The following is a 24,519-nucleotide window of genomic DNA, read 5'->3' as shown; positions in this document are numbered from 1 at the left end:
CCCTGGCAAAAAACGGTTATATTTTTCTCTGCAAATGGATGACAGACTCACAATGGGGGGTGTGTGGGTAGGGGTCGACCAAAAGTCCCCCTTTTAGTTGGTAGACTTCCTTTAAGGACTTTAAATCTTCTCCTTGGGAATAGGGATTGCAAGAGATATAAAAAACATCCCTCGGACCAAAATCTTTGATCCAATACATCACCTTCGCCCCAGCCCCAGCACGCGGAGGATCTAACAATAGAACTGCGTTTTCTTCCCTTGGCTCCGTCCTTTCTTCTTGGAATAGATTTTTCACCTCGGCATAGATTTGTTTTTCTGGAAAGCGAGCTAGCAAAGTCTCCTTTGCCATGGCAATCGAAGAGGGACTGAGTTCCCAACAGTGAATCCGTTCAAAACGTTCTCCAAATAGATGGGAAAAAAAGCCACTTCCCGAAAACAGGTCTAACAATGCCTCACTCTCTTTGGGGAGTGAAGCTTCCAAAAATTCTAAAATCGGTAAAAAACCTTTAGGATTTGGTTGAAAAAAGGAATCGAAAGGAATTTTAAATTCCTTATCTAATATAGTCTCTTTAAAATAAGAGTTCCCTCGGACTACATTTGACTCACCTTGGGCTGACACTTCTGATTTCATTCGATTGAAACAAAATACAATGTGTTCGCAGGAAAGAGCCTCTTTCGTGCTGGAAACAAAAGATTGGTATATCTCTTGGCGATCAAAGCCTTCGGTAAAGGTAAAAATGACCATCCTGTCTGTTTCACTTTGGGAAGTGCGAATGGTAATGTACTTCAATCCACCGCTTTCTGACCTTCGGTCCCAAGGAATCTCAGGGTATTGGGAGAGGAGGTTTCTGCATTCACTAAGCAATGCATTTGCATTGTCTGCCTGGATCAAACAGGTACCGACATCTACGACTCGGCGAAAATTACCACGTGCCCGTAGGCCAATGGTAGGCCCTGGGAAAACGCTGAAGTCCATTCTCCCTCTATATCCAAAGCTTTGTTCCGCGGGCATCGTTTGGAAGGTAAATCCGAAACCATCAGAGAAAAGTTTTTGGATGGGTGCGAATTTCAAATCACATTGTAGAGAGTAATCTATGTGTTGGCCAAGGCATCCACCACAAGCACCGAAATGCGTACACAGACCTTCTGGCCGTTCTACTTTTTCTTTCCATCCTTCCCAAAGATAACGTGCCTTCCGTGATCTTTTTTTAAAAAAACTGACCTGGATGGTATCTCCCGGGAGCGTATAAGGATAAGACACCTTTCTTCCGTTAGGTGCAACTCCGAGTCCATGAAATTCATGATTTAATGCGGTTATGAGGATTTCTTCCAATGTTTTATTCTTGCCAAGCAGGATTCTAACCTATAAACTTTCGCTATGTCTTTTCTGCATAGATACTTTTCGGTTAGCTTGGTCTTACTTTTTCTTTTACCCATTCTCGACCTCCACGCGCAAATCCTATTTACAAAACAGATCTTGGACCTTCGGTCCGAGAAAAAAATTGGTTCAGGTGGACAGCGCTGGAGCTTTCGACCTGGAGACTCTTTGGTCGTAGAAGAAAAATCGGCAGATCTAGATGATGATCCAGAATTTGAAGAGATCAAACCTTTGGTGTTTGCGAATGCACTTCCCACCTTGCCAGACCAAGCAAAAACTGGATGGATCTCAGGGTTCCAAATCCAAACATCCTGGGACACTGTAAAGGATGGCGATGGAGAATTCTACTTTCCTGATTTCTCTGAATACTTTGAAAAATACAAAGGCTATGCCTGGTACAGAACCGAAATCTCTATTAGTCCAGAAGACCTTAAATCAAAATTTAAGTCTCGTTATTTGGTGCTCCGATTGGGGCAGATCAGTCAGGCCGACGCAGTCTATTGGAATGGACATTTTATTGGTAGTACTGGGCTAAGTCTTGACACCCCTCCAGATACCTTTTTAGAAGAAAAACAATTACTCCCAGATAAAACTCGCTTTTATAGAATTCCTGTTGGGCTGATTCGTTTAGATGAGCCAAATATTCTTGCTGTGAGAGTTTTTGCCAAGTACCCGATTAGCCCGGGCCTATCTCATGATAAATTTTACATTTCCTCATTGAAGTATTCAGAACGTGCAGAGTATTGGAATGATTTCAAGAAAATATTTGTCATCGTATTAACACTGTTACTTGGTGCTTTCTATCTATATTGGCAATTTTTATTTCGGAAAGATGAACATGCCACGATCTTCTTCTCACTTGGATCGATCTTCATGGCTCTAAATACTCTATTCCAAAGCCAAATCATTTATTCAATAGTCAATGACGGATTTTGGATCAAAAAGATTGAATATGCAACATGGATTGCCTTGGCTCATTTTCTCTTTAATTTTGTCGTACAGTTTGCTAAAGTTCACCAACATTGGATATCCCTTGTGAATAGAGGCTTGGATATCGTTGGAGTCATTAGCTTTGTCATTGCACTTGCCCTTCCTAACTTACATTCTTTGAGTATCTTTTTCTCCTATTGGTCATTCCTAAATATTGCTCTAGGGATTGGGCTTTGTTATATCATCTTCTTAGGAAGAAAGATACCTGCAATGGGCACGGTTTCTTTTGGCGTTTTGTTTATGTTTTTATTGATCCTGAACGATGTGTTTGTCGACTTACAGTTGTCTTTCTATCCAGGTGACACCTATCTGAAAGATTATGCCTTCGCAGGTTTCTCAATCTCTATTGCATTTTCCATCATTGGCAATATGGTTGAGTCTCGAAAATTGGTAGAACGACAGAAAGAAGAAAAAGATAGACTCTCTCGGTATTTTTCTCCTGCAGTTATGGAAACTATCGTGAATGATCATATTAAATTAGGTGGTGAAGAAAGAGACATTGCCACACTTTTCTCTGACATTGTTGGTTTTACTACATTTTCTGAAAAAAATCCTCCTTCTGTCGTATTGGATCATTTAAATGCAATATTTGAATCACTTTCGGAACTAATTTTTGAATACTCCGCCACCTTAGATAAGTTCATCGGTGATGCGATTATGGCATTTTGGGGAGCTCCGAAAAAAACAGAATGGGATGCCTACAAAGCCATTGCCTGCGCTGTACAAATGCAGAAAAAAATGATCCAAATCAATGAAGAATTGGGTTTGCCACCGGGGACTTTTCGGCTACGGATCGGAGTGAACTTTGGAGAGGCCATCGTCGGAAATATTGGATCAGTCAAAAGGATGGATTATACGGTTATTGGTGACGCCGTGAATACAGCAGCACGTTTGGAAAGCCATGGTGTTCCAGGTAAAGTAGCCGTTTCAGAAGCCGCATTTTTGGCGGCCGGTGGAGATAAATATATCAAATATGAAGAAAAAAAGGAGCTTAGCCTAAAAGGAAAAGCAGAACCTGTTTTGGTCTATTTTGTTACGGAAGTATTGCCGCACGATTGATTCAAAGGTTCAACCAATGCTTTCGCTCGGTGTCTGGTAAACGATCTATCGCATAACGAAGCATGGTACGAGGCATCTCTTTGTGGTGCTCTGAGAGAAATTGGTTGAGACTTGCTTTGTGCCGGTTTCCAATTTCACGTAGCATCCAACCTGTTGCTTTGTGGATGAGGTCGTGTGGGTGTTTGAGTAGGATTTTGCACATGTGCAAAGTATCTGAAAAATCTCCCATACGTATCCAATAGAAACTAGTCATTACCGCGATACGAGTTTCCCATAGATCCTTTGAGTTTACCAAACTGTGGATGTAGGAACGATCAGCTTGGAAATAATAGTGACCAAGAATTTTATCAGCTGAGGAGTCCACGAGATCCCAATTATTGACGCGGTCCATTTTTTCTATGTAAACTCTAACCCAGGCCTCTCTTTCCTCGACTGTTTTGGCTCTCTTTTGGTAACATAAAACCAGTAGAAAAAGAGCTGTTAAACGAGCTTCATGGAAAGGTTCATCCAGTAAAAATTGAATATCCTCTTTTTGGATTTGTTTATAGTATTGTTTTGCAATATTTCTTTGCTCAGGCACAACAACGCCTAAAAATTTATCCCCGTATCCATATTCACCTTTTTCTGTTTTGAAAAATTTAGGATAGAACTTTGCCTTTTCTGGATTTGCTTTTTTCTTTAGGGATTTTAGGACTTCTTTGGCAAGAGTTGTCATATCTGTATAGAAACCGTTAGACCTTCGTTACTCAATTTTTCACTGACAGTCTCACACTCTTCTAGAGAGCCTATGAAGCAAACAGCCTTACCATGATTATGTGCTTCAATGGCAATCATTTTGGCTTCTTTTTTGTTTTTAAAACAAATCTTCATTAAACACATTTCGACATGTGAAAACTCATTCACGGAATCGTTGTATAGAATCACCTTTCGAAAGTAGATATTTTCTTCTTCACTAAGTGTATCTTCCTCTATGAGGACATCTATCTTTCTGCGAGTGCTCATGAAAAAAGCGATTCAGGGTCTCCTTCCAACGATTTTACATAGTCCAGATAAGATTGCATCTTAAATTTTTTCATCGTTGACTGAGATGACATATACCGTATATTTCCAAAAACATTTCTTTCCGGAAACCATGGTCTGTCGAAGAGTCCGAAACACCAAAGGATTCCTGTATACGAATTTGGATTTCTTCCATCATAGGCGTACTTGTTGTTTAGATACTCTAGAGTATCAAAGGCTTCTTCGTAAGTGGCCGACCACTCTATCACTTTTTTCCCCCAAAGCATTCGCATATAATTGTGCATCCGGCCAGTCAATGCTAACTCAGTTTGCGCTGCGTTCCAGAGAGGGTCATGCGTTTTCGCTGCTTCCCAGGTACTTCGGTCGTATAGGAATTCCCTATGGTCTTTTTTATGTTTTTTAAGATTCTCTTTTACCCAATCAGGTAGATCTTTTAAATCTTTTCTAAAACTAGGGTTTTTGAAAAAGAACAAATAGCCAATGTCTCGCCATGTGATGAGTTCATCTAAGTAATGGTTGGCTGCTGGATCCTTTGTGTAAAAAGTCTCCCTATCCCCAGCTTTTCCAAAGCTCAATTGTTCCCAATCGAGCCCTTTCGGAGAAACGGATTCCATTACGGCTCGCACAATCTCCTCTGCTCCAATGTGGCCAAAATGTAAATAGGGAGATAAAAAGCTAACAGGTGTTTCTACGGGAGGTTTTGGGTTGGACCTTTCGTCGGCATACTTCGTTATTTTTTTGTCCAAAAAATCTTTTAGCAATCGTAAGGCGACACTACGTCCACCGATGACACCTTTCACTGGGGAGGTGGTTTCTTTCAACTGGATTTGCATGAGGAGACTTGAGATTTGGTTTGTTTCAAGTTTTAGTTCAGAAAAGGGTGCGGCATACTTTCCATTTGTTCCTTGTATATCCGATTTGTTCCACTTAGGTTTTGCAAAGGAAAGAAGGAAATCAGGAAATTTTTTCTGAATCCATGTGCGCATGATCCGAGCTGCAGAGGCTGGTCTCTCAAAGAGTGAAAGTGGGATAACAGAGTTCCCATCTACGGCTAGTAACATGACATCGCATTTGTCAGCCAATGACTTGCTTTGTTCCGGGATGATGAAACATGGAAAATCATCGGTTACAATTGCATACGCATCCTTCGCGATATTTCTTAAAATTCCCTTTCCATTTTGCGCTCTTGTCTCTACAAAAGCCCAATAATTGATCCCCAATTCTTCGGCTCTCTTTCTGTTTTCTATCATACCCTCCAGAATGAACTGGTGGATCCTGGGAGAGCTCCATTCATAATCTGATCTGAGGCCTTCATAGACTAGCAAATGTTTGTTGTATGATTTTGCGAGTTGTAATGCATATGCAAATGAATGGTTTGCATCAAACCTTCGGTAGGCCTGCATCCAATAAAGAATGTATTTCCCTTGTTCATTGATAGGCTTGGAGTTGAGCTTGCGGATTCTTTCTTTGGGAACAGTCATATTTCATTAGATAGATGTAGGATTTTGTTTGATCAGTCTTTTCTTACAAATCTGAAATAAAACTCACCTCTTCATCTGATTCAACTCTTTGCAAACCTAGAATTTTGTTTCCGTTTAAGAAAAAACCTGCCTTGTGTCTTTTGGATTCAATCTTTTCCATGTAGCTGATGTGGAGGAGAAGTCCGAAAGAGACTGTCCTGACTGGACCAAACTTTTCTAGTTCTTTCTCGTGGCAGTAATCTTTCACTTCATCCCAATGGTTGCCTGGGGAGAGTTTTTGCTGTATGGTCGCCACTTTCGTCCATTGGTTTTGATTTTTTGCAAGTAGGTGGATTTCCTCAATTCCGTTTGCAAAATTGGAAGATCTCTTATAAGAACCTAATATAAGTTTGCAGAATTTTTCTTGGTAAGTTTTGAGATTCCAAAGAGTCTCTTCTTCGAATAATGCTCTTTTAAGTTCGAATTGAAAAGGGATTTGGTTTTTTTTCAGTATCAATTTTAAATACAGATACCTTTCTTCTTCCGACATTCTTTGCAATTTTTGAAACACAAACTCAAAGGTATCTTTTTTCTCAATTCTCTCCTGTAGTCCGTCCAAGTTTTCTACTTTCCAGTCATTTAATTCTGGATCTTTTGGGTATTTGTTTGGAGGGAAAAGAAGCGCCATCGTTAAACAAGAGTTTTTTGTTCTTTTTTTGCTTTCCTCAAACAGAGATTCCGGTATCTGGAATGTTTGGCAAAGAAAACGTTTCAATTCAAGACTGGATAGTACCTCGTAAGGCCTTGATTCTATAATTTGTTTTAAAAAAGCAAATTCTGAGACATTTAGATTCTCTTTCCACTCACTAGCTAGCGATTGTGCTTTCTGTCTGTCTATGGAGCTTTGTCCTGTGCTAAGGATATTGAGAAATTGAGATAGTTTCATGAAAAAATGAATGGTTCTGCTTGGATGCCAAGAGTTTGCAAATAGGATACAAGTGGTTCACAAAAGCCATGCATGACCAATACTTTTTCAGCTTGTGTGGATCGTATGGCTTGTAAGAGTCCATTCCAGTCTGCATGGTCGCTCATGATGATTTTATCTCTAGAAAATGGGTTATTCGTATCTGAGCGCAACCAGCCGGATGCAAAATATGATTTAATATCTCCAAGATGCTGTGCATATCGCCTAAGATCTGTTTGTGGAGTGCAAATTAGGAAAGGCGAAGACTCCTTTGTTCGAAGTTCCGAGAGTGGGGAGTGTTTTGGAAATAAAATACCTTTGTCTTGGTAGATTTTTGTGATTCTGTATCCTGGATCTTCCAGATATATATTTCCCAAGGATTCAGATAGCCCCGCCAATACCCTTTGCGTTTTTCCTAGGGAGTAGGCGAGTACAAGCATCGTTTTTTGTTCCGCTATGCAGTCCAACCAGAGTTGGTTAATTCTCTGAGAGATGACTTCTTCTTCTTCCCAATGGTAAATGGGGAGACCAAATGTTGACTCCGTCACAAATACATCGCAGCGGACTGGTTCAAAGGCTTGGCAGGTAGGATCAGTTTGTAATTTATAATCACCGGATACAACCCAAACCCCTGCTTTGGTTTCGATACGGATTTGAGAAGAGCCCAAGATATGGCCTGCCGGGTGGAAACTTACCTTTGCATCGCCCAAGCGAATTTGTTTTCCGTACGGAATGCCCTCTATCTGCAATTTATTTCCTAAACGTTCTCGCAAGAGAGGGATAGTGTCCATATGGCATAAATAGTATTTACTTCCTCGGCGTGCATGGTCTGAGTGGGCATGTGTAATCAGGGCACGTTCCACTGCGAGTTGTGGGTCGATAAAGAAATTGCCAGCTTCGCAATAGATGCCTTCTCTCTTTCCGACTAAAGTAGCCTGCATGTTGGAATTCTACGCAAAGCTAGTCTAGGGAGGCAAATGATTCTTCCCAATCCCTCCTTTTTGGTCACTATGCTAAATAAATAAGCATAATGCCAATAAAGCCTTTAGATTCTCTGCAGATCTAGTCCAAGGATTATATACATAAATAGGCAGAATGAGGGCTTTCTAGACATCTCTCTATTTTTTTTATCCTTTTTGCCTATTTTTTACCTGCTAGGTACCATTCTTGCACCCCATTCTGTAAAAAAAGGAAAGGATTAATGGCAAATATGAAAACACATTTCAAAAAGATAGCCCTCCTGCTCCTGGTACTTCCGATGTTCCTGTATGCAGATGAACCTGCGAAGGTTGCGGACCCAGTGGCAGAAAAGCTGGCAGAGATCGATACTCTGAAAGTTGGTTTAGACACACTCTGGGTTTTAGTAGCAGGTATGCTTGTGTTCTTTATGAACGCAGGTTTTGCCTTGGTTGAGTCTGGCTTTTGCCAAGCAAAGAACACAGTGAACATCCTCGCAAAAAACTTTGTCGTTTTTGCTGCGGCCACATTTTCGTATTGGGCCATCGGTTGGGGCCTCATGTTTGGTGATGGAACACCCTATTATGCAACGGAAGGTCTTTTTTTCCTAGGTGGAGCTGACAATTCTCCGCTCACAGGAGACGCCTACCAAGGGGTGTACTCCTCCATGAATTGGACAGGAGTTCCACTTTTAGCAAAGTTTTTCTTCCAATTAGTGTTTGCAGCGACAGCGGCAACCATCGTTTCGGGAGCAGTTGCGGAAAGAATCAAATTCCACTCCTTCCTCATCTTTTCTTTTATCTTAGTGGCATTTATGTATCCCTTTACCGGCCATTGGGTCTGGGGTGGTGGATGGCTTTCCAGCATGGGTTTCCATGACTTCGCAGGTTCGACCGTCGTACACTCCGTAGGTGGTTGGGCAGCCCTCGCAGGTGCTATTGTACTTGGTGCAAGAAAAGGTAAATTTTTACCAGATGGTCGCATCAAACCTATATTAGGTCACAATATGACATCTGCTGCACTGGGAACTTTGATTCTCTGGTTGGGCTGGTTTGGATTTAATCCAGGTTCTACGATGGGAGTAGGTGATGGTTCTGTTATGGCTCACGTCATCGTTACGACAAATATCTCTGCGGCTTTGGGAGCTTTGGCTTCTACCATCACGGCTTGGGTCATTCTAAAGAAACCTGATCTTGGTATGATCCTGAACGGAACACTCGCAGGATTAGTGGGCATCACAGCACCATGTGCCATCGTAAGCCCTGCCTCAGCTGCCATCATCGGAACCGTTTCTGGTATCCTAGTTGTCTTGTCTGTGTTATTCTTTGACAAAATGAAAATCGATGACCCGGTTGGTGCAACATCCGTTCACTTAGTATGTGGTATTTGGGGAACACTCGCTGTGGCCATCTTTGGTTACGAAGGTTCTCCTGCCGGTGTTCCAGTTCCATCCCTAGGAACCCAAATCACAGGCATTCTCGCAATCGGTGGATTCACTTTAGGTATCTCGTTCATTCTTTGGTTTGTCCTAAAACTAGCTGGTGGAATCCGAGTGAGTGAAGAAGAAGAAGTATCAGGACTTGATCTTGGCGAACACGGTGCTGAAGCATATCCAGACTTCAATATCCGAGTTCACGGTTAATATAAGGAGCATATAAATTATGAAAATGATCGTAGCTATCATTCAACCGCATAAACTTGAAGAAGTGAAAGCGGAACTAACCAAAAACGAAATCTATCGTTTGACTGTTTCTGATGTGCAAGGGTATGGACAGCAGAAAGGTAAAACTGAAGTTTTCCGTGGGCACGAATATACCGTGAACCTCTTACGCAAAGTTCGTCTCGAAATCGCTGTCAATGATGAGTTTGTAAAACCAACAGTGGATGCAATTCTGAAAGCAGCTAAGAACGGAGATGGTAAAATTGGGGATGGAAAGATCTTCATTATGCCACTTGAAGAAGTAGTTCGTATTCGAACTGGCGAAAAAGGAAAGAACGCAATCTAATTCTCGTTAGGTCTGGTGTTCGAACAATCGGAAGCGCAAATTTCTCGGTAAGAGGGATTTGCGCTTTTCGTTTTAAATATCGATTCTGGAAAAAAATTCTCCAGCCTTTTCAGAAAACTGAATATCCATCATGGATTGGTAGCCGCTCGGCATTGGGTTGATCTCGACTGTGGTCGCACCATTTGCTTTTGCAAAGGCAGCCAATTGAACTGGTACGCCAACCGATCCGGATGTCCCGACCACGAATAGAAAATCCGTTTCTTTCAAAAAAGAAAACGCAAAATCTAAATCACCCTCAAAGTAAGATTCTCCAAACCAAACGATATGAGGCCGCAGTAGAGAACCACAAGAGGGGCAATGCGGAGGTAAGGAATCCCAAAAGCGATCACGATCGGACAAGAAGTATTTACACTTCGTACACCTAGCGGAAAAAATATCTCCATGTAAACTTGTGACTTGTTGCGAACCAGCTCTTCTGTGCAGGCCATCTACATTCTGAGTGAAGAGATGGAATTCAGGGAATTTTTTCTCCCAGTCCGCTAACTTGAGATGTGCAATGTTGGGTTTTGCTTCAGAGCATATTTTCTTTCTCCATTCATACCATTCCCAAACCAACTGAGGGTCTCTTCGGAAGGCTTCCGGTGTCGCCAATTCCTCTGCTCTGTATTGTTTCCAAAGCCCGCCTTCTCCTCGAAAGGTAGGGATCCCAGACTCCTGAGAAATGCCGGCACCGGTGAGGACTGCAACTCGCTTGGCTTGTTTTAGTTTGTGTATGAACTCTTGCATCCACTCGAGCTTGGGAGCTTTGTCATTTCCTTGTCCACCAGAAAAAGTTCAGACAACCTGCCTTGCTTGACGAGCCTCATCAAAAGACTCAGAATGGTCTCGGTCATTGTACCAAAGGAAGAATATGAAATCGATACTGCTTAGTCTTTGTATATTTTTATTAGGAGCCAATCTCTTTGGAAAAGATGTCGCAAAAAATAAAATCCAATTCCTCGTCGAAGAAAATTTTATCTCGCTAAATGACGAGCCCTTACAAGCTACTCTTTCAGAAGAATACTATGTGAAAGTTTTGGGACAATACAATCTCAAGGAAAATCGACCAGACGGTCTCTACTATACTTGGGACCAATTGGGCATCAAAGTAAAAGAAGACCCAGCCAGTAAACAAATCAATCAAATCTCAATCTATCTAACTGCAGGAGGAACAAGCACCACCAAATCTCCGTTTAAAGGTAAACTTACCATTATGGGCAAATCACTTTCTTCCTCTGCTAGTCCAAGCGCATGGAAAAATGAGCTTATCTGCCAGCAGATCTTTTGTGCTTTTAAAATGGATAACCAGACAGTGGTCACAAATTTGACCTCTGACCAAAAAAAGTTCCAATACGTGCAGATCACACTTCCGTGAAACCTGTTTTGGAGTGACCAGAATATCTAAATTTTTCAAAAAACTAATTGCATTAGTTTTGTATAGCTGGACTCCTTGTAAAAAGCTAATCTAATTAGTTTTTTACAAGGAGTTGTTTATGAATCGTTTTCTGTTTTCTATTTCATTTTTTGCCTTGGTTTTTCTGGCAAAGAATCCTGTTTTTGGGGAAACCGTATTGGGATTGGGCTACAAAAAAATCGGTGTTGGGACAAGAAACATAGTGATGTTACCGGGTATAGGAGATTTGAAAGAGAACTATCTGGATTTGGCTACCGAACTTAGCCAAGAAGCCCAAATCCATTTATTGGACCTACGGGGAACAGGTGAATCAAGGACAGACTTTGCTTCCTACGGAGCGGATGAAACTGCAAACGATTTGGAGGCCTTTATCGTGCAGAATGATTTGAGAAATGTGATCATCGTCGGCAATTCTATGACCTGTGCCTCTGCAATCTTAGTGGCCACTCGCATACCAGAACGCATCCAACATATATTTTTAACAGGTCCCTTTGTTGAGGACAAAGAATTAAGTTGGGGACTCAAATGGGGAATCAAGGCTATGTTTAATGGTCCTTGGGGAGCTTGGATGTTCCAGAATTATTATATGAGTTTATATCCAGTTACCAAGCCAAAAGATTTAGAGACACATGCATCTCGCATTTATGAAAACCTAAAGGAAAAAGATAGATTAACGGCTGTTCGGTCCATGTTCCTTGCATCTAAACCTAAATCGGCCGAGGCACTTTTTAAGCTAAAAGTGCCACATACCTTTGTGATGGGAGACAAAGACCCAGACTTTGATGATCCCGTTTCGGAAGCAAAGAGGCTACAAAAGATCACGAATGGAGATCTAGAAATTTTCGAAGGAAGTGGTCATTATCCTTATAAAGATAATTTTAAGAGATTAGCGCAGGTAATTCGGAGACAATGGGAAAAAAACTAGTCCATAAAACAGGAAGGCCTAGAAAAGAAACTAGAGTGCTAAATCGAGAGCTCATAACCGATGCGGCCTGGGCTCTTGCCAATCAATTCGGAGTCAGTGGTTTTTCTTTGAAAGACTTGGCAGAGAGATTGAACATTCGTTCGCCTTCTCTCTACAACCATATTCAGGATTTAGGAGAGGTGCAGAGAGAACTCTCTGCCAGAGCGCTCCTCGAGCTAAATCGGTATTTGGTGGAAAGCCAAATGTCTTCCCAAAACAAACCATCTAAAGAAAGGTTTCAAAATTTTTGTGCCTCCTATAGAAAGTTTGCCGCAACTCACCCCAAGGTCTATGAAACAATCTTAGGCAGTCCGAAAGAAAACGAAAGCCATAAAAAAGCTGCCGAACAAACTCTACGGATATGCCAAGATTCTCTCGGCTTAAAAGTCCTAGATAGTGAGGCAGTTCATAAAATCAGAATCCTCCGTGCCACCTTACATGGATTTGTGAGCATAGAGTTCCAGTCTGGATTTGGTTTGAAGGAATCAGTAGAAGAAAGTTTCCAATGGCTTGTGCAAATGCTCTACGAGCAAGTGGTATCGCGATGATTTGTATTTCCCTATAGGCAAATCTGAGACAGAGGAAAAAACTATACTTTTCTTACGGAGGAATCCAAAAAATCCTGTAATTATCTATGTCAAATTTACAGATCACACTTCCCGACGGTTCTCACAAAACACTCGAGAAGGGAAAATCCTTTCGAGATTTTATCGAGACCCAGCTTCCATTTCTGAAAGATAAGGCCTTGGCCGTACGTGTGAATGGAGAAACCAAGGACCTCAGCCTCTGTCCAGAAACTGATGCGACGGTACAATTTTTGACATTTGAAGATACAGAAGGTAAGGAAGTTTTCCACCACTCTTCTGCACATTTATTGGGTATGGCTGTTCAACATCTTTGGCCTAATGCTCGTTTAACGGTAGGACCCGTTATTGAGAATGGTCCAGGTTTCTTTTTTTATGATATTGATTTTGGTGATGTTGTCATCACCACAGAGGATTTACCAAAGATAGAAGCAGAGATGGCAAAAATTGTAAAAGAGGATCTCTCGGTAAAACGATGGGAGCTCAAAAAAGAAGAAGCCATTCAAAAATTTAAGAGCGAAAATGAACCATATAAGGTTGAACTCATCCAAGGATTTGATTCCGAAACTGTTTCCCTCTATGGGCAAGGGGATTGGTATGACCTTTGCCGTGGTCCACACGTGCCACGCACTGGACTCTTAAAAGCATTTAAGCTAACAGCCATTTCGGGAGCATATTGGAAGGGTGATTCCAAAAACAAGATGCTGACTCGGATATATGGAGTTTCTTTCCCATCCAAAAAGTTATTGGACGAATACATCTTTCTCATCGAGGAAGCAAAGAAAAGAGACCATAGAAAGTTAGGAAAAGAATTGGATTTGTTTAGTTTCCAAGATGAAGCTCCTGGCTTCCCATTTTGGCACCCTAAAGGAACTCTCCTCTGGAATACTTTAGCCTCCTATATTAGAGAGCAATGTTTCCAAAGAGGTTACCACGAAATCAAAACCCCAACCATCTTAAATTCAACGTTATGGAAGAGGTCAGGCCACTGGGATAACTTCAAAGAAAATATGTACTTCACCGAGATCGATGAAGCCGACTTTGCCGTAAAGCCCATGAACTGCCCCGGCTGTTCCTTGATTTATAAATACCATATGCATTCGTATCGTGAACTTCCCCTCCGCTATATGGAATTGGGAACAGTCCACCGACATGAGATGTCGGGAGTATTACATGGTTTATTCCGAGTGCGCGCCTTTACACAAGATGATGCTCATATCTATGCTCCCTTAGATAAGGTAGAATCAGAGGTAGAAGACATTATCGACTTTACATTTGAGGTGTACAAAAAGTTCGGATTTTCGGAATTTAAAACCTTTATAGCGACAAGGCCAGAAAAATCACAAGGAAGCGACGAAGATTGGAACCTTGCAACCAATGCCCTCCACGATGCCCTCAAAAAGAAAGGTATCGAATACGGCATCAAAGAAGGGGAGGGAGCCTTTTATGGTCCCAAGATCGAATTCAACATCAAAGACTCTTTGGGTCGATTGTGGCAATGTGGGACTGTACAGATTGATTTTTCAATGCCCAACCGTTTTGAATTAGAATTCACAGCCTCCGATGGAAAAAAACATGCACCTGTCATGATCCATCGTGCGATTTATGGCTCCCTGGAACGATTCATTGGAATCCTCATCGAACACTACGAAGGCAAATTCCCTCTTTGGCTGAACCCAACTCAGATCCGCATTGTCACAGTCGCAGAATCTCACAATGATTATGCGAAGGATGTGTTCAGGGATTTGAAGAGCCGAGATTTTCGCGTCGAGATGGACTTGCGAAACGAAAAAATTGGTGCCAAAATCCGAGAATCCATCTTGCGCCGTGCGAACTATACTGTAATCCTTGGCGATAAGGAAAAGGAACAGGGAACAGTTTCCATTCGCCGATTGGGTGAAGAAACTACAGAAACACTTTCTAGAGATGGCTTTTTAGCACTTTTAGTAGGCGAAGTTTCCTGAAAGCGAAAGATTATGGATGCAGAAAAAGAAGACCGCGCAAAGGCATTAGCGGCCATTCGCGAACGGGAGCAAAGTGCTCAGAATTTAGTCCGAAAGGAGGCTTTGCTCTGCTTTCGGATCATCCAAAGGCAAGAGGAGGCACGTGAAGGTTCGGCTCAGATCCTACGCGATACCTTTATCAAAAACTTTTTGTCACTCGCATCCGAGTTTGACCTTAAATCTGACGAAAAATTTCGCAACACTCTCCAAAAGGTGATCACGAGCTCAGGTCGTTTCCGTCTTGCAGACCTGAATGAATTTTGTACCAAGATTTCGCAAGCCTTCCGAAAGGAACTTCTCTACAAAAAAGATAGGCGCAACCAGTTCTCACTCGATGTTCTATTCCAAACCATTGACCTTCTCAGCACAGGTAAAAGCGAGGAAGGCGGAAGCCTTGCTGACAAAGACACAAGCGACCTCTCGCACACCGAAAAAGAGTCTATGCTCCAGCATTTCCGGGCATACAATACTATGAATGCCAAGATCCTAGCCCAAAGTTCCTTGAAGGATGCCCTCCTCAAAAGAGAGCAATTGGAGGATGAAGTGGCTTTGGCTTTTAAAGACCTTACCATAACCTCGGTAGAGCTGATCTTTCGTAATATCATAGCCCAACATCTACTCGCGAAGAAATACCGTTGTGATACTTTGATCTCGGAATGGGCCAAAGAATATGGTTTCGATGAAGAGATGAAACAGAGAGTGGCAAAGTACATCCCACCTGATACTGCCCTCCTACAATTCCGAACCAAATATGCCCAAGCTGTCCAATCCAGCAAAAACCAGGACCAAGGCTCTTTGGATGTCTTTGAATCCGACCTCTTTCTCCTTAGGTCTTTGGCAAATTACTTCACATCTTGGATTATGCAGGTTTCGGAGATGATTTCCGGTTAGTTTGCCCCTAAAATCGGGCAGAAATGTACTTGATCCCCGTATCCTTGGCACAAGCATGGAAGTTTTAAGAACGTTCGGAGACTGAATGCAGAAAAGGCCCAACCCGAGAGGGAACCCAAACCAAGATAAATTTGCCCACATAAGAATCAATGAGCAGATCACAGGAGTGAGTACCGTAAGGCTCGTTTCAGATGAAGGATCTGATATCGTAACATTTGATGAAGCTTTGCGAAGAGCAAAGGAAGCTAACTTGGATTTGGTGGAAGTTTCGGGAGATCAAGATGTGCATGTGTGCAAATTGATCGATTTTGGTAAGTACAAATTCGAACTTCTCAAAAAGACAAAAGAAGCGAAAAAGAAACAACACATTGTCACTGTCAAAGAGATCAAAATCAGACCTCGTATTGACAACCATGACTTTGAGATTAAGAAGAGACACGCGCTGGAATTCCTGTCTAAAGGGGATAAGGTGAAAGTAACTCTTCGATTCCGAGGCAGAGAGATGGTTCACTCTGAAATCGGAATGAATATTATTAACCGGTTCGTCGAGGACCTAAAAGAGCAAGCCTCTCCCGAAAAGTTACCGGTACACGACGGAAAAACCATAGTGGTCGTGCTGAACCCAATCGCCCAAAGTAAGGGCTGATCAAAGGAAAAACAACTATGTACAAACTCAAAACCAACAGAGCTGCTGCAAAGCGCTTTAAGTTCACAAAGAATGGAAAGATCAAAAGAGGAGCTGCTTTTCGAAGGCACATCCTTGAAAAAAAATCTCCCAAGATGAAGCACCAAAGCCGTGGAATGCATGTCATCCACGAAACCGATTACAACCGAGTAGAAAAACTTCTACCTTACGGAGGTTAAGCGATGCCACGTGCCGTCAACGGAACTATCCATAAAAATAGAAGAAAAAAAGTCCTCCAAAAAGCGAAAGGCTTTCGTGGTGCTCGATCAAAACTCTTCAGGACAGCAAAGTCTGCTGTTATGAAAGCAGGCCAGTGGGCCTATCGTGACCGTCGCAAGAAAAAATCAGAGTTTCGGAAACTTTGGATCACAAGGATCAATGCAGCTGTTCGTGAAAATGGAATGTCTTATTCCAAGTTCATACATGCATTGAAAACCCACGGGATCAATTTAGACCGCAAAACTTTGGCGGACCTTGCATACAACCACAAAGAAGTGTTCAATGCCCTGGTAGAAAAAACCAAGGTATCAAAATAAATTAAATGCTTGATTGGAATAGAATAGCACGTCTATTCTATTCCATCGGATTGCCACCATGTTGAAACTCGAAACCATTGAAGAGCTTGAAAGCAAAGTAGTGAAGGCCCTGGAACTCATCCAGGATCTCAGAACGGAAAATAGTCGTCTCGAAGCAGAGAATGAGTCTTTGCGTGCAGAGAACGACCAGATGAAGCTTGCCATGGAAGAAAAGGAAAGAGAGCTCAAATCTCTACGCTCTCAACTCCAGGATGCAAACCAACAGTTGGCGGAATTAAAGGCAAGAGAAGAACAGCTTGAGACAAAGGTGCATAAACTTTTGGGCCGTTTGGATGGCATCCCGACTTCCTCATCCCAGCCAAAGGCTGCGCCAAGCCCAGCACCTGAGCCAGTTGCTCCGAAAGCGGCTGCCCTTGCCCCAAGCCTACCGATGGCATCCGAAGACGATGATGAAATTATTTTACTCGATGAAGATGACTCTGATTTCTCTCCAGAGGAGTCCGTAGAAATCGCACCTGCACAGTCCTCAGTTGGGAACGAAGAGATTTCCATCGTTTCTGATGATACAGATGTTCCTACTGTTGAGCTAGACGATGAAGACGACATCATCATTGACGATGACGATGATACGATCACTGTCTTTGATGCGGATGATGACGATGACTTTTTAGTCATTGAAGACGATCCCAAATAGCAGATGGCAGATTCTGCCTCTTCACCTCAAAAAATCACAAAACAAATCTTTGGTGAAACCTACACCATCGTTGGCGAAGCAAGTCCCGACTACATACATACCGTAGCAGAGTATGTAGAAGCTCGCATGAAAGAAATCGCGCAAGGTTTGCCACAGGCTTCAAAAACAAAAATAGCAGTACTCTGTGCTTTAAACCTTGCTGATGAATTGTTCCAACTGAAAGATAAGTCACTCGACCCCAACCAATCGAAAGAGATTGAGGATAGAACACAAAAAATCATCTCATTACTCGAAGAAGGAATCATCGGGGATATCTATTGAATCTACTCGAAAAGCCAGAAGCCAGAAAACGACTCAAAGAGTTGTTACCGGTTTTGAGCCGAAGGGATGAGGCTGAAGGCATCATCCTTCGGCGTTTGTTGCAAGAACTTTCAGGCAAAGAAAGGCTTATATTTTACGTCGCGGACCCTCGTTTGGAAGTCGACGTACTTCCCCTAACGGAATCGACTCCCTTACCTAGGCCCAGTGCCTTTTGGGAGTTCCGTCACCCAGCCAAATATTTTTTTCCAAAAGTCAATCCTCGGGGAACTTTATCCTTTGTAAGGCCTCATTCTTGGGAGCGCGGACAGTTTGGACTTTGGGAGCCGATTGGGATTGAGGAGATATCCCCAGAAGAAGCCGATTTGATTCTGGTTCCTGCCTTAGGATTCTCAGAAACGGGGGAGCGATTGGGCCGCGGGGCGGGTTATTATGACCGAACCCTTTCGTCTCCTGCTGTGTTCAAAAAAACGATAGGACTTACATTTTCCGCAGTTTTTCCCGTTCCCTTCCGAACAGAAGAACATGATCAGAAAGTAGGAAAAATCATCACAGAAACGAGCATACACTCGTTTTTGGATTGAACTCAGTTCTTTACTTAGAGAGTATATAGCTTAGATATGGACCAAGAAAAGTATGCTCTCAGTTTAGCCGAAAGAACCAAAGCAGAAGCAGAAAATGAAATAGGGGATTTGGAACAATTCCTTACGTTTACAATCGATAAAGAATACTTTGGTCTTCCCTTATTGCATGTTCATGAGATATTAAAGCCTGTAATGATCACTCGTATACCCAATGTCGAAGAATACATATTAGGTGTGATCAACCTACGAGGAGAGATCATCCCTATCGTGGATCTCAAAAAACGCTTTCATCAAATCGATTCCGAAATCTTCCCTATCTCCCGCATTATAGTCATTATGCTAAATGAAAAAAGGTGTGGTATCTTAGTCGATGAAGTTAAACAAGTTGTGAAAATCCAAAAGGCTATGATTAGCTCAACTGTTGATGATCTATCCCTCAATTATTCAAAGATGGTTGAATCGGTGTCTCGCTTCGAAGGCAATTTAATTTTAAATTTGGATTTTTCTCAGATCGTAGAATTTATCTCGGTCAACAAGTAGGAAGGGTTATTACTTTGGCTGGAATCTTAGGCGAATACACAGAAGTCTTTTTAGAAGAATCAGAAGACCAAATTGAAGAGCTTAACGCAAATCTTTTAAGGTTAGAAAAAGACCATGATAACCATGAGATTATCAATGATATCTTTCGTGCAGCACACTCTCTAAAAAGTTCATCTGCTTTTGTCGGCCTTTACAATCTTTCTGACCTTGCGCATAAGATGGAAAACCTTCTCCAACAAATTCGGGAAGGTTCGCTTGAGATCAATGTATCACTGGTAAATCTTTTATTTGAATGTTTTGATCTGATAAAACAAGTGATAGATGGAGTTGCCAATGGATTTAAGGTTGAAACTCCTTTTACTAGCATGATCGATAAACTGGCAAAGTATGAAGAAGACCATAAGGGAGGAAAAACACAAACAAAATCAGATGCGCCCCTTGCGAAAGCTGAAAAGTTGCAATCCGATTTGCCAGCAAAAATAGAATTACACGATGAGGATTGGAAAGAAATAAAATCTCTTCTTCGAGAAAAAAGCGGTTCTAAACTCTTTCAGGTTTGTTTGCGCTTAAAAGCAGATACTCCGATGCAAAACCTACGTTTGCTTTTGATCGTCCAAGCCGTAAAACAAACAGGCACTATATACCGAGCTGAACCATCGGAAGAGGCTTTGGATAATGGCGAAGGCAATTCAGGCATATCCTTTTTGAGTGTAAGCCAACTTTCTAGAGAGAACTTATACAGCCAATGTAACATTGATATGGTGGAAAGTCTTTCTGTTGACGAAGTCATTCCTCCTGTAACAGAAATGGATGTGCTTGAAGAAGAAGTTCATGAAGAAGAAAGCCTTCCCAAAAAAGCCTTCGGATCAGCATCTGAGACAAGTCAATCCCTGCCCAATGGAAATTTTGATAAAGCTGTCTCTGAATCAAAGGTTGTCATGCGGACCATCAAAGTTTCCTCAGATAAATTGGATGAACTTATGAATAACGTCGGTGAGTTGGTTATTACCAATTCCGGTTTTCAAAAAATTTATGACGATTTGGTTGCGCAATTTGGAGAGGATTCCCTTTTCAATGAACTTAAAGGCAAAATAGACCAAATCAATAGGATCTCTAAGGATCTACAAACAGGGATCATGAATATCCGAATGGTTCCCATCGGTTCGGTATTCAATCGTTTCACTCGACTTGTAAGGGACCTTTCATTGGAAACTGGCAAACAAGTCAATTTAGTGCTAAGAGGTGAATCGACTGAACTCGATAAAAAAGTAATCGATGCCATTGGGGAACCACTGATCCACTTGATCCGAAATTCAGTAGACCATGGGGTGGAGCCACCTAGTGAGCGTAAGGCGGCTGGCAAACCGGAAGAAGGTACGGTTGAATTGAATGCCTACCAGGGCGGCTCGAATATCATGGTTGAAATTAGAGATGATGGTCGAGGACTCAATAAAAGTAAAATTCTAAAAAAGGCGATAGAAAGAGGTCTTGTTTCAGAATCAGAAGCAATTAACCTCTCCGAATCAGAAATTTATAATTTCATATTTGCTCCTGGATTCTCTACAGCAGACAAAATTTCCGACATCTCTGGACGGGGAGTTGGGATGAATGTGGTAAACAAATTGATTGAAGAGTTCAAAGGAAAAATTTTGATCCAATCAGAAGAAGGCAAAGGCTCTTCTTTTACCTTATCCTTTCCTCAGGCTCTGGCGATCATTCCGTCCATCCTGGTTACCATGGAAGAAGAGGTCTATGCTTTCCCATTATCTGAGGTATCAGAGACGATTAAAGTAAATGTAGACCAAATCACAACTTTGGAAGGACACGAAATTATAAATCTCCGTGGAGAGGTCCTACCAATTTATAGATTGAATCGTATCTTAGGACTGGCTGATAAAGCGGAATTGAGTGAAGTGCCTGTGATCATCGTCAACTATAAGACCAGAAAATTGGGCTTTATTGTGGATGATTTGATCGGAAAGCATGAGACAGTGATAAAATCTCTTGGCAAAAACTTTCGAGATGTCAAGGGTCTCACGGGTGCGACCATTATGGGCGATGGGACCATTATTTTAGTTCTGGATATCACTGGATTAATTGAAATCGCATCAGATTTGTTAGGTTTGGAAGAAAATAAGATCACAGGCGATATGATGAAGAGAACATCCACCATTCGTTCTCTCGAAATGTCCGATTCAAATACCATCTTCAAGTCAAAACTAGCAACAAACGTATATAACTCTAAACTTTTAGAAATTCGTTCCAAAGAAAAGACAAAGGTGAAAAAAGACCGGAACAAAGTGGAACACCATGTCATTGTTCCCAAAGAAGAAGTTTTCTATGAGGAAAAAACTTCTAACCCCAAAGTAGAGCCAGAAACAAAAGCACATACAAATGGACAATCGCAACATACGGACACGCACTCGACTTCCGTTAGTTCATCCATTGCCACAATAGAAGCGGTGGATGCAAAGACAATAGAAGTCCAAAGACTTGCTGAGAAGGCAAAATCAGAAAAGGCTAGTGCAGAGGACCGAAAACAAGCTGCGGAAATCATTAAAGGCTTTGTGGAGCAAAAAGAAGAGCGACTCTCAAAGATATCATCAGATCAGTCAACTGACATCAGCAAGTTGATGTCCAATAAAGATATCAAAAAATTAGAGAACATAGTCAATTCAGGAATGATGAATGCAGGCGTCGTTTTATCCCAATTAGTTGGGAAGGAAGTAGAGTTATTCATCCCTGAAATTAAATTAACAGATAGAGAAGGCCTCGCCCGAGAATTCAGATTTTCAAATGATGAGTTTTTTGGAGTCAAGATTCGGATGAACGGGGACCTAAATGGTAACTTACTGATGATGTTTTCGGAAGACAATGGCCGAGAGGTAGCGAAAGAACTATTAGGTTCTGATGCGCAAAGTGAGGCCATCCAAGGCAAAAAGCTTTCCGATGATATGACTTCAGTTTTATCTGAAATTTCGAACATTGTATGTTCCAGTGTTATGAATTCATTATCCAATAAACTTAAAAAGGAGATCCTCCCCTCAGTGCCAGAGATGATCACGGGAAGTTTTTTGGATGTCTTGGATATCGTAAAACCGGAGCGAACCAAGTTCTTATCCATGCACACAGAATTCAATCATGAGGGTAGCAATCTACTTGGAGTACTTCTCTTCTTGCCAGACTTCGATGAACTTGTCGATTTAATCCAAAACACATGACTAACAAATCAAAAATTGTCATCATTGATGATTCCCTCCTCGTTCGAAATATCTTAAGCGATGTACTTGGGAAAAAAGACGGGATTGAAATCCTCGCAACTGGAAAGACTGGTTTAGATTGCATAGACTTGGCAGAAAAACTCAAACCAGACTTTATCATTTTGGATATTGAGATGCCTGTCATGGACGGATTGTCCGCCCTTGCGGAAATCAAGAAGAAAAAACTGCCATCGCAAGTGATAATGCTCTCCGTATTAACTCAGCATGGCGCAGATGCAACCTTTAAGGCCTTAGAGTTAGGTGCTATCGACTTTGTGCCTAAACCGTCCACAGGAAATCAGTTTTCGCCCGAGCAGATTTCGGATGTGCTGATACAAAAAATTCGCGGTTATATGGATTCAAAGGGACTAGGCTCCTTTAGTTCCAAACTTCAGCAATCGCCAATTCTACCGGCCAAGGATTTTCTAAATAAAAGTTTTCAAAAACTGGTCTCCGTAAACGCTATAGCAATTGGCACTTCAACTGGTGGTCCAAAGGCCTTGCAGACAATTTTTACGTCACTTCCCAAGGACCTGACGAAGCCTATATTTGTTGTCCAGCATATGCCACCTGGTTTTACTAAGGCCTTTGCTGATCGATTGAATGGATTGAGCCAGATAAGCGTAAAAGAAGCGGAACATGGGGAAATGGTAGAGGCAGGGCATGCCTACATTGCTCCAGGAGATTACCAAATGCGAGTCATAGAAAAAGGTGGTCACAAGTTGATCGATTTAAAACAAGATCCTCCTGTTAATGGACATAGACCATCCATAGAAGTGACCTTTGACTCTGTTTCACAGGTTTACGGAGCCAACCATCTATTGTCTGTTATTATGACAGGTATGGGCAAAGATGGCGCCAATTCTATAACCAATATCCATAAAAATGGCGGGGTTACATTGGCGCAAGATGAGGCAAGTTCGGTTGTTTATGGAATGAACCGAGCAGCTGTTGAGTTAGGCGGAATTGATTTTGTTTTACCTTTAGAAGATATTGTACCTAAGATGATTGATATATTGAGAGCGAGAGGAAATTAGTATGGCAAGGATATTAGTAGTGGATGATGCAAAATTCATGAGGACTCTTGTAAAAGACGCCCTTGTGGGAGCAGGTCACGAGATAGTTGGTGAAGCTGAAAACGGAAATATTGCCATTGAACAATACAAGGCTTTAAAACCTGATTTGGTAACCATGGACATTACCATGAGAGAAAAAGATGGGATTGAAGCAACAAAAGAGATCATTAAATTTGATGCACAAGCAAAAATCATCATGGTGACTGCACTCGGCCAAGAGGATTTATTAGCAAAGGCGATCAAAATGGGAGTCAAGGATTTTGTAGTAAAACCTTTCCCACCAGAAAGACTGCAACAAGCAGCTGCTAAAGCTCTCGGGTTGTAAATGAGCCAAACTCCTGAATTTATCGTCCGTTGGAACAACCAGGATGGTGGACTCACGGAGGGCCCTTTGAGTGTTCTTTGGAGTCTGATTGATAGTTATAAAGTGGACATTTTTGAAGTGTCTCTCGCTCGGATCACTTCTGATTTTATTCAGTTTTTGAGGACGTCTCAATCTTTATCGATAGAACTCAGCTCAGAGTTTGCATTGATGGCAGCGCATCTCGTTTATTTGAAATCAAAAGCTCTCCTACCCGATCCAGGGTTTGAAGAGGAAGACATTGAGCCACCGCTGCCAAAAGAGTTAGTAGATAAATTATTGGAGCATAAAAAATTCCAGATGGCTGGTCAAAGGCTCGCTGAGTTAGATCGTATAACGGCGGGTATGTTTACTCGCGAAACAAATCAGGTTTTGGAAGAAGAAGATAGTTGGTTGGATGTCAGTTTGGTTGACTTAATTTCTGCCTTTAACTCAATCTTAGAAAAAGAAGCTGCTAATTCTGGCGAAGAAGATATCCCAATCTACGAAGGACATCAACAATACTCTGTAGAAGATAAAATGGCGTTTCTACATCGTATACTGGATGAAAAGGGTGAATTGCACTTTTTGGACTTATTCACTCAATACCCACCAGAAAAGAAAGAGATAGTCGCCGGTTTCATTGCTGTTCTGGAAACAGTTAAGATAAGGGTATGTAAAGTTGTCCAACACCAATTGTTCGGTGAGATAAAAATAGTAAAGGTTGCATAAGATTTGGAAGATCGTAAATATTTAC

26 protein-coding genes are annotated in these 24,519 nt (G+C 41.7%); 19 read left to right on the top strand and 7 right to left on the bottom strand.

Features of this window, described 5'->3' with window-relative positions; all coding sequences use genetic code 11:
• Nucleotides 1-16 precede the first annotated feature (16 nt).
• The gene (locus tag DI060_RS07005) at nucleotides 17-1,333 is read right to left on the bottom strand and encodes a class I SAM-dependent RNA methyltransferase (RefSeq protein WP_244594303.1); all 1,317 of its coding nucleotides are present in this window, start codon (nucleotides 1,331-1,333) and stop codon (nucleotides 17-19) included.
• Nucleotides 1,334-1,378: 45 nt separating this feature from the next.
• Here DI060_RS07005 and DI060_RS07000 point away from each other — a divergent pair, with 45 nt between their 5' ends.
• Nucleotides 1,379-3,427 (top strand): adenylate/guanylate cyclase domain-containing protein, encoded by a 2,049-nt coding sequence (locus DI060_RS07000; RefSeq protein ID WP_108975113.1) that lies wholly within the window; start codon nucleotides 1,379-1,381, stop codon nucleotides 3,425-3,427.
• Between the two features lies 1 nt (nucleotide 3,428).
• Here the strand turns inward: DI060_RS07000 and DI060_RS06995 are convergent, their stop codons facing one another.
• The 5 genes from DI060_RS06995 to DI060_RS06975 are packed head-to-tail and all read right to left on the bottom strand — an operon-like array spanning nucleotide 3,429 to nucleotide 7,812.
• Nucleotides 3,429-4,142: a DNA alkylation repair protein gene (locus DI060_RS06995; protein ID WP_108975111.1), complete on the bottom strand. Its 714-nt coding sequence runs from the start codon at nucleotides 4,140-4,142 to the stop codon at nucleotides 3,429-3,431.
• Nucleotides 4,139-4,429: an ATP-dependent Clp protease adaptor ClpS gene (locus tag DI060_RS06990; protein ID WP_108975109.1), complete on the bottom strand. Its 291-nt coding sequence runs from the start codon at nucleotides 4,427-4,429 to the stop codon at nucleotides 4,139-4,141. The genes DI060_RS06995 and DI060_RS06990 overlap by 4 nt, the downstream gene beginning before the upstream one ends.
• Nucleotides 4,426-5,928 (bottom strand): cryptochrome/DNA photolyase family protein, encoded by a 1,503-nt coding sequence (locus tag DI060_RS06985; RefSeq protein ID WP_244594302.1) that lies wholly within the window; start codon nucleotides 5,926-5,928, stop codon nucleotides 4,426-4,428. Before DI060_RS06985 ends, DI060_RS06990 begins: the two co-directional genes overlap by 4 nt.
• Nucleotides 5,929-5,971: 43 nt before the next feature.
• On the bottom strand, nucleotides 5,972-6,853 hold the full coding sequence (locus DI060_RS06980; RefSeq protein WP_108975107.1) for a hypothetical protein: 882 nt from the start codon (nucleotides 6,851-6,853) through the stop codon (nucleotides 5,972-5,974).
• Nucleotides 6,850-7,812 (bottom strand): ligase-associated DNA damage response exonuclease, encoded by a 963-nt coding sequence (locus DI060_RS06975; protein WP_108975105.1) that lies wholly within the window; start codon nucleotides 7,810-7,812, stop codon nucleotides 6,850-6,852. The genes DI060_RS06980 and DI060_RS06975 overlap by 4 nt, the downstream gene beginning before the upstream one ends.
• A 269-nt stretch (nucleotides 7,813-8,081) precedes the next feature.
• Here DI060_RS06975 and DI060_RS06970 point away from each other — a divergent pair, with 269 nt between their 5' ends.
• Complete coding sequence (locus tag DI060_RS06970; protein WP_108975708.1) at nucleotides 8,082-9,470, top strand: ammonium transporter; 1,389 nt, start codon at nucleotides 8,082-8,084, stop codon at nucleotides 9,468-9,470.
• 19 nt (nucleotides 9,471-9,489) lie between these two features.
• The gene (locus DI060_RS06965) at nucleotides 9,490-9,834 is read left to right on the top strand and encodes a P-II family nitrogen regulator (RefSeq protein WP_108975103.1); all 345 of its coding nucleotides are present in this window, start codon (nucleotides 9,490-9,492) and stop codon (nucleotides 9,832-9,834) included.
• 72 nt (nucleotides 9,835-9,906) lie between these two features.
• Here the strand turns inward: DI060_RS06965 and DI060_RS06960 are convergent, their stop codons facing one another.
• Nucleotides 9,907-10,620 (bottom strand): SIR2 family NAD-dependent protein deacylase, encoded by a 714-nt coding sequence (locus tag DI060_RS06960; RefSeq protein ID WP_108975101.1) that lies wholly within the window; start codon nucleotides 10,618-10,620, stop codon nucleotides 9,907-9,909.
• A 124-nt stretch (nucleotides 10,621-10,744) separates the two neighbouring features.
• Between DI060_RS06960 and DI060_RS06950 the strand changes: the two genes are divergently transcribed.
• From DI060_RS06950 to DI060_RS06875, 16 genes are all read left to right on the top strand, one after another.
• Nucleotides 10,745-11,248, top strand: a complete 504-nt coding sequence (locus tag DI060_RS06950) for a DUF7738 domain-containing protein (protein ID WP_108975099.1) — start codon at nucleotides 10,745-10,747, stop codon at nucleotides 11,246-11,248.
• A gap of 118 nt (nucleotides 11,249-11,366) precedes the next feature.
• Nucleotides 11,367-12,212 carry an alpha/beta fold hydrolase gene (locus tag DI060_RS06945; RefSeq protein WP_108975097.1) on the top strand — a complete coding sequence of 282 codons (846 nt, stop codon included), beginning with the start codon at nucleotides 11,367-11,369 and terminating at the stop codon, nucleotides 12,210-12,212.
• Complete coding sequence (locus DI060_RS06940) at nucleotides 12,197-12,799, top strand: TetR/AcrR family transcriptional regulator (RefSeq protein ID WP_108975095.1); 603 nt, start codon at nucleotides 12,197-12,199, stop codon at nucleotides 12,797-12,799. Before DI060_RS06945 ends, DI060_RS06940 begins: the two co-directional genes overlap by 16 nt.
• An 86-nt stretch (nucleotides 12,800-12,885) precedes the next feature.
• Nucleotides 12,886-14,799, top strand: coding sequence for a threonine--tRNA ligase (gene thrS / locus DI060_RS06935; RefSeq protein ID WP_108975093.1), 1,914 nt, complete (start codon nucleotides 12,886-12,888; stop codon nucleotides 14,797-14,799).
• Nucleotides 14,800-14,811: 12 nt separating this feature from the next.
• Nucleotides 14,812-15,729, top strand: a complete 918-nt coding sequence (locus tag DI060_RS06930) for an LIC_13029 family protein (RefSeq protein WP_108975090.1) — start codon at nucleotides 14,812-14,814, stop codon at nucleotides 15,727-15,729.
• A gap of 85 nt (nucleotides 15,730-15,814) precedes the next feature.
• Nucleotides 15,815-16,375, top strand: a complete 561-nt coding sequence (gene infC, locus DI060_RS06925) for a translation initiation factor IF-3 (RefSeq protein WP_108975088.1) — start codon at nucleotides 15,815-15,817, stop codon at nucleotides 16,373-16,375.
• A gap of 17 nt (nucleotides 16,376-16,392) precedes the next feature.
• A complete protein-coding gene (gene rpmI / locus DI060_RS06920) occupies nucleotides 16,393-16,593 on the top strand; it encodes a 50S ribosomal protein L35 (protein WP_108975086.1) in 201 nt (66 codons plus the stop codon).
• Nucleotides 16,594-16,596: 3 nt separating this feature from the next.
• Nucleotides 16,597-16,950: a 50S ribosomal protein L20 gene (gene rplT, locus DI060_RS06915; RefSeq protein ID WP_108975084.1), complete on the top strand. Its 354-nt coding sequence runs from the start codon at nucleotides 16,597-16,599 to the stop codon at nucleotides 16,948-16,950.
• A 58-nt stretch (nucleotides 16,951-17,008) separates the two neighbouring features.
• On the top strand, nucleotides 17,009-17,644 hold the full coding sequence (locus DI060_RS06910) for a hypothetical protein (protein WP_108975082.1): 636 nt from the start codon (nucleotides 17,009-17,011) through the stop codon (nucleotides 17,642-17,644).
• A 3-nt stretch (nucleotides 17,645-17,647) separates the two neighbouring features.
• Entirely contained in the window at nucleotides 17,648-17,965 is a 318-nt protein-coding gene (locus DI060_RS06905; protein WP_108975079.1) for a cell division protein ZapA, read from the top strand.
• A complete protein-coding gene (locus DI060_RS06900) occupies nucleotides 17,962-18,546 on the top strand; it encodes a 5-formyltetrahydrofolate cyclo-ligase (RefSeq protein WP_108975077.1) in 585 nt (194 codons plus the stop codon). The genes DI060_RS06905 and DI060_RS06900 overlap by 4 nt, the downstream gene beginning before the upstream one ends.
• A 36-nt stretch (nucleotides 18,547-18,582) precedes the next feature.
• Entirely contained in the window at nucleotides 18,583-19,086 is a 504-nt protein-coding gene (locus DI060_RS06895) for a chemotaxis protein CheW (RefSeq protein ID WP_108975075.1), read from the top strand.
• 14 nt (nucleotides 19,087-19,100) lie between these two features.
• Complete coding sequence (locus DI060_RS06890; protein WP_108975073.1) at nucleotides 19,101-22,307, top strand: chemotaxis protein CheW; 3,207 nt, start codon at nucleotides 19,101-19,103, stop codon at nucleotides 22,305-22,307.
• Entirely contained in the window at nucleotides 22,304-23,383 is a 1,080-nt protein-coding gene (locus DI060_RS06885) for a protein-glutamate methylesterase/protein-glutamine glutaminase (RefSeq protein ID WP_108975071.1), read from the top strand. Before DI060_RS06890 ends, DI060_RS06885 begins: the two co-directional genes overlap by 4 nt.
• Nucleotide 23,384: 1 nt before the next feature.
• Nucleotides 23,385-23,747, top strand: coding sequence for a response regulator (locus tag DI060_RS06880; protein WP_108975069.1), 363 nt, complete (start codon nucleotides 23,385-23,387; stop codon nucleotides 23,745-23,747).
• A complete protein-coding gene (locus tag DI060_RS06875) occupies nucleotides 23,748-24,494 on the top strand; it encodes a segregation and condensation protein A (protein WP_108975067.1) in 747 nt (248 codons plus the stop codon).
• Nucleotides 24,495-24,519 lie beyond the last annotated feature (25 nt).

Source organism: Leptospira ryugenii (assembly GCF_003114855.1).
Classification (GTDB): domain Bacteria; phylum Spirochaetota; class Leptospiria; order Leptospirales; family Leptospiraceae; genus Leptospira_A; species Leptospira_A ryugenii.
This window is presented reverse-complemented; position numbering and strand designations above follow the sequence as displayed.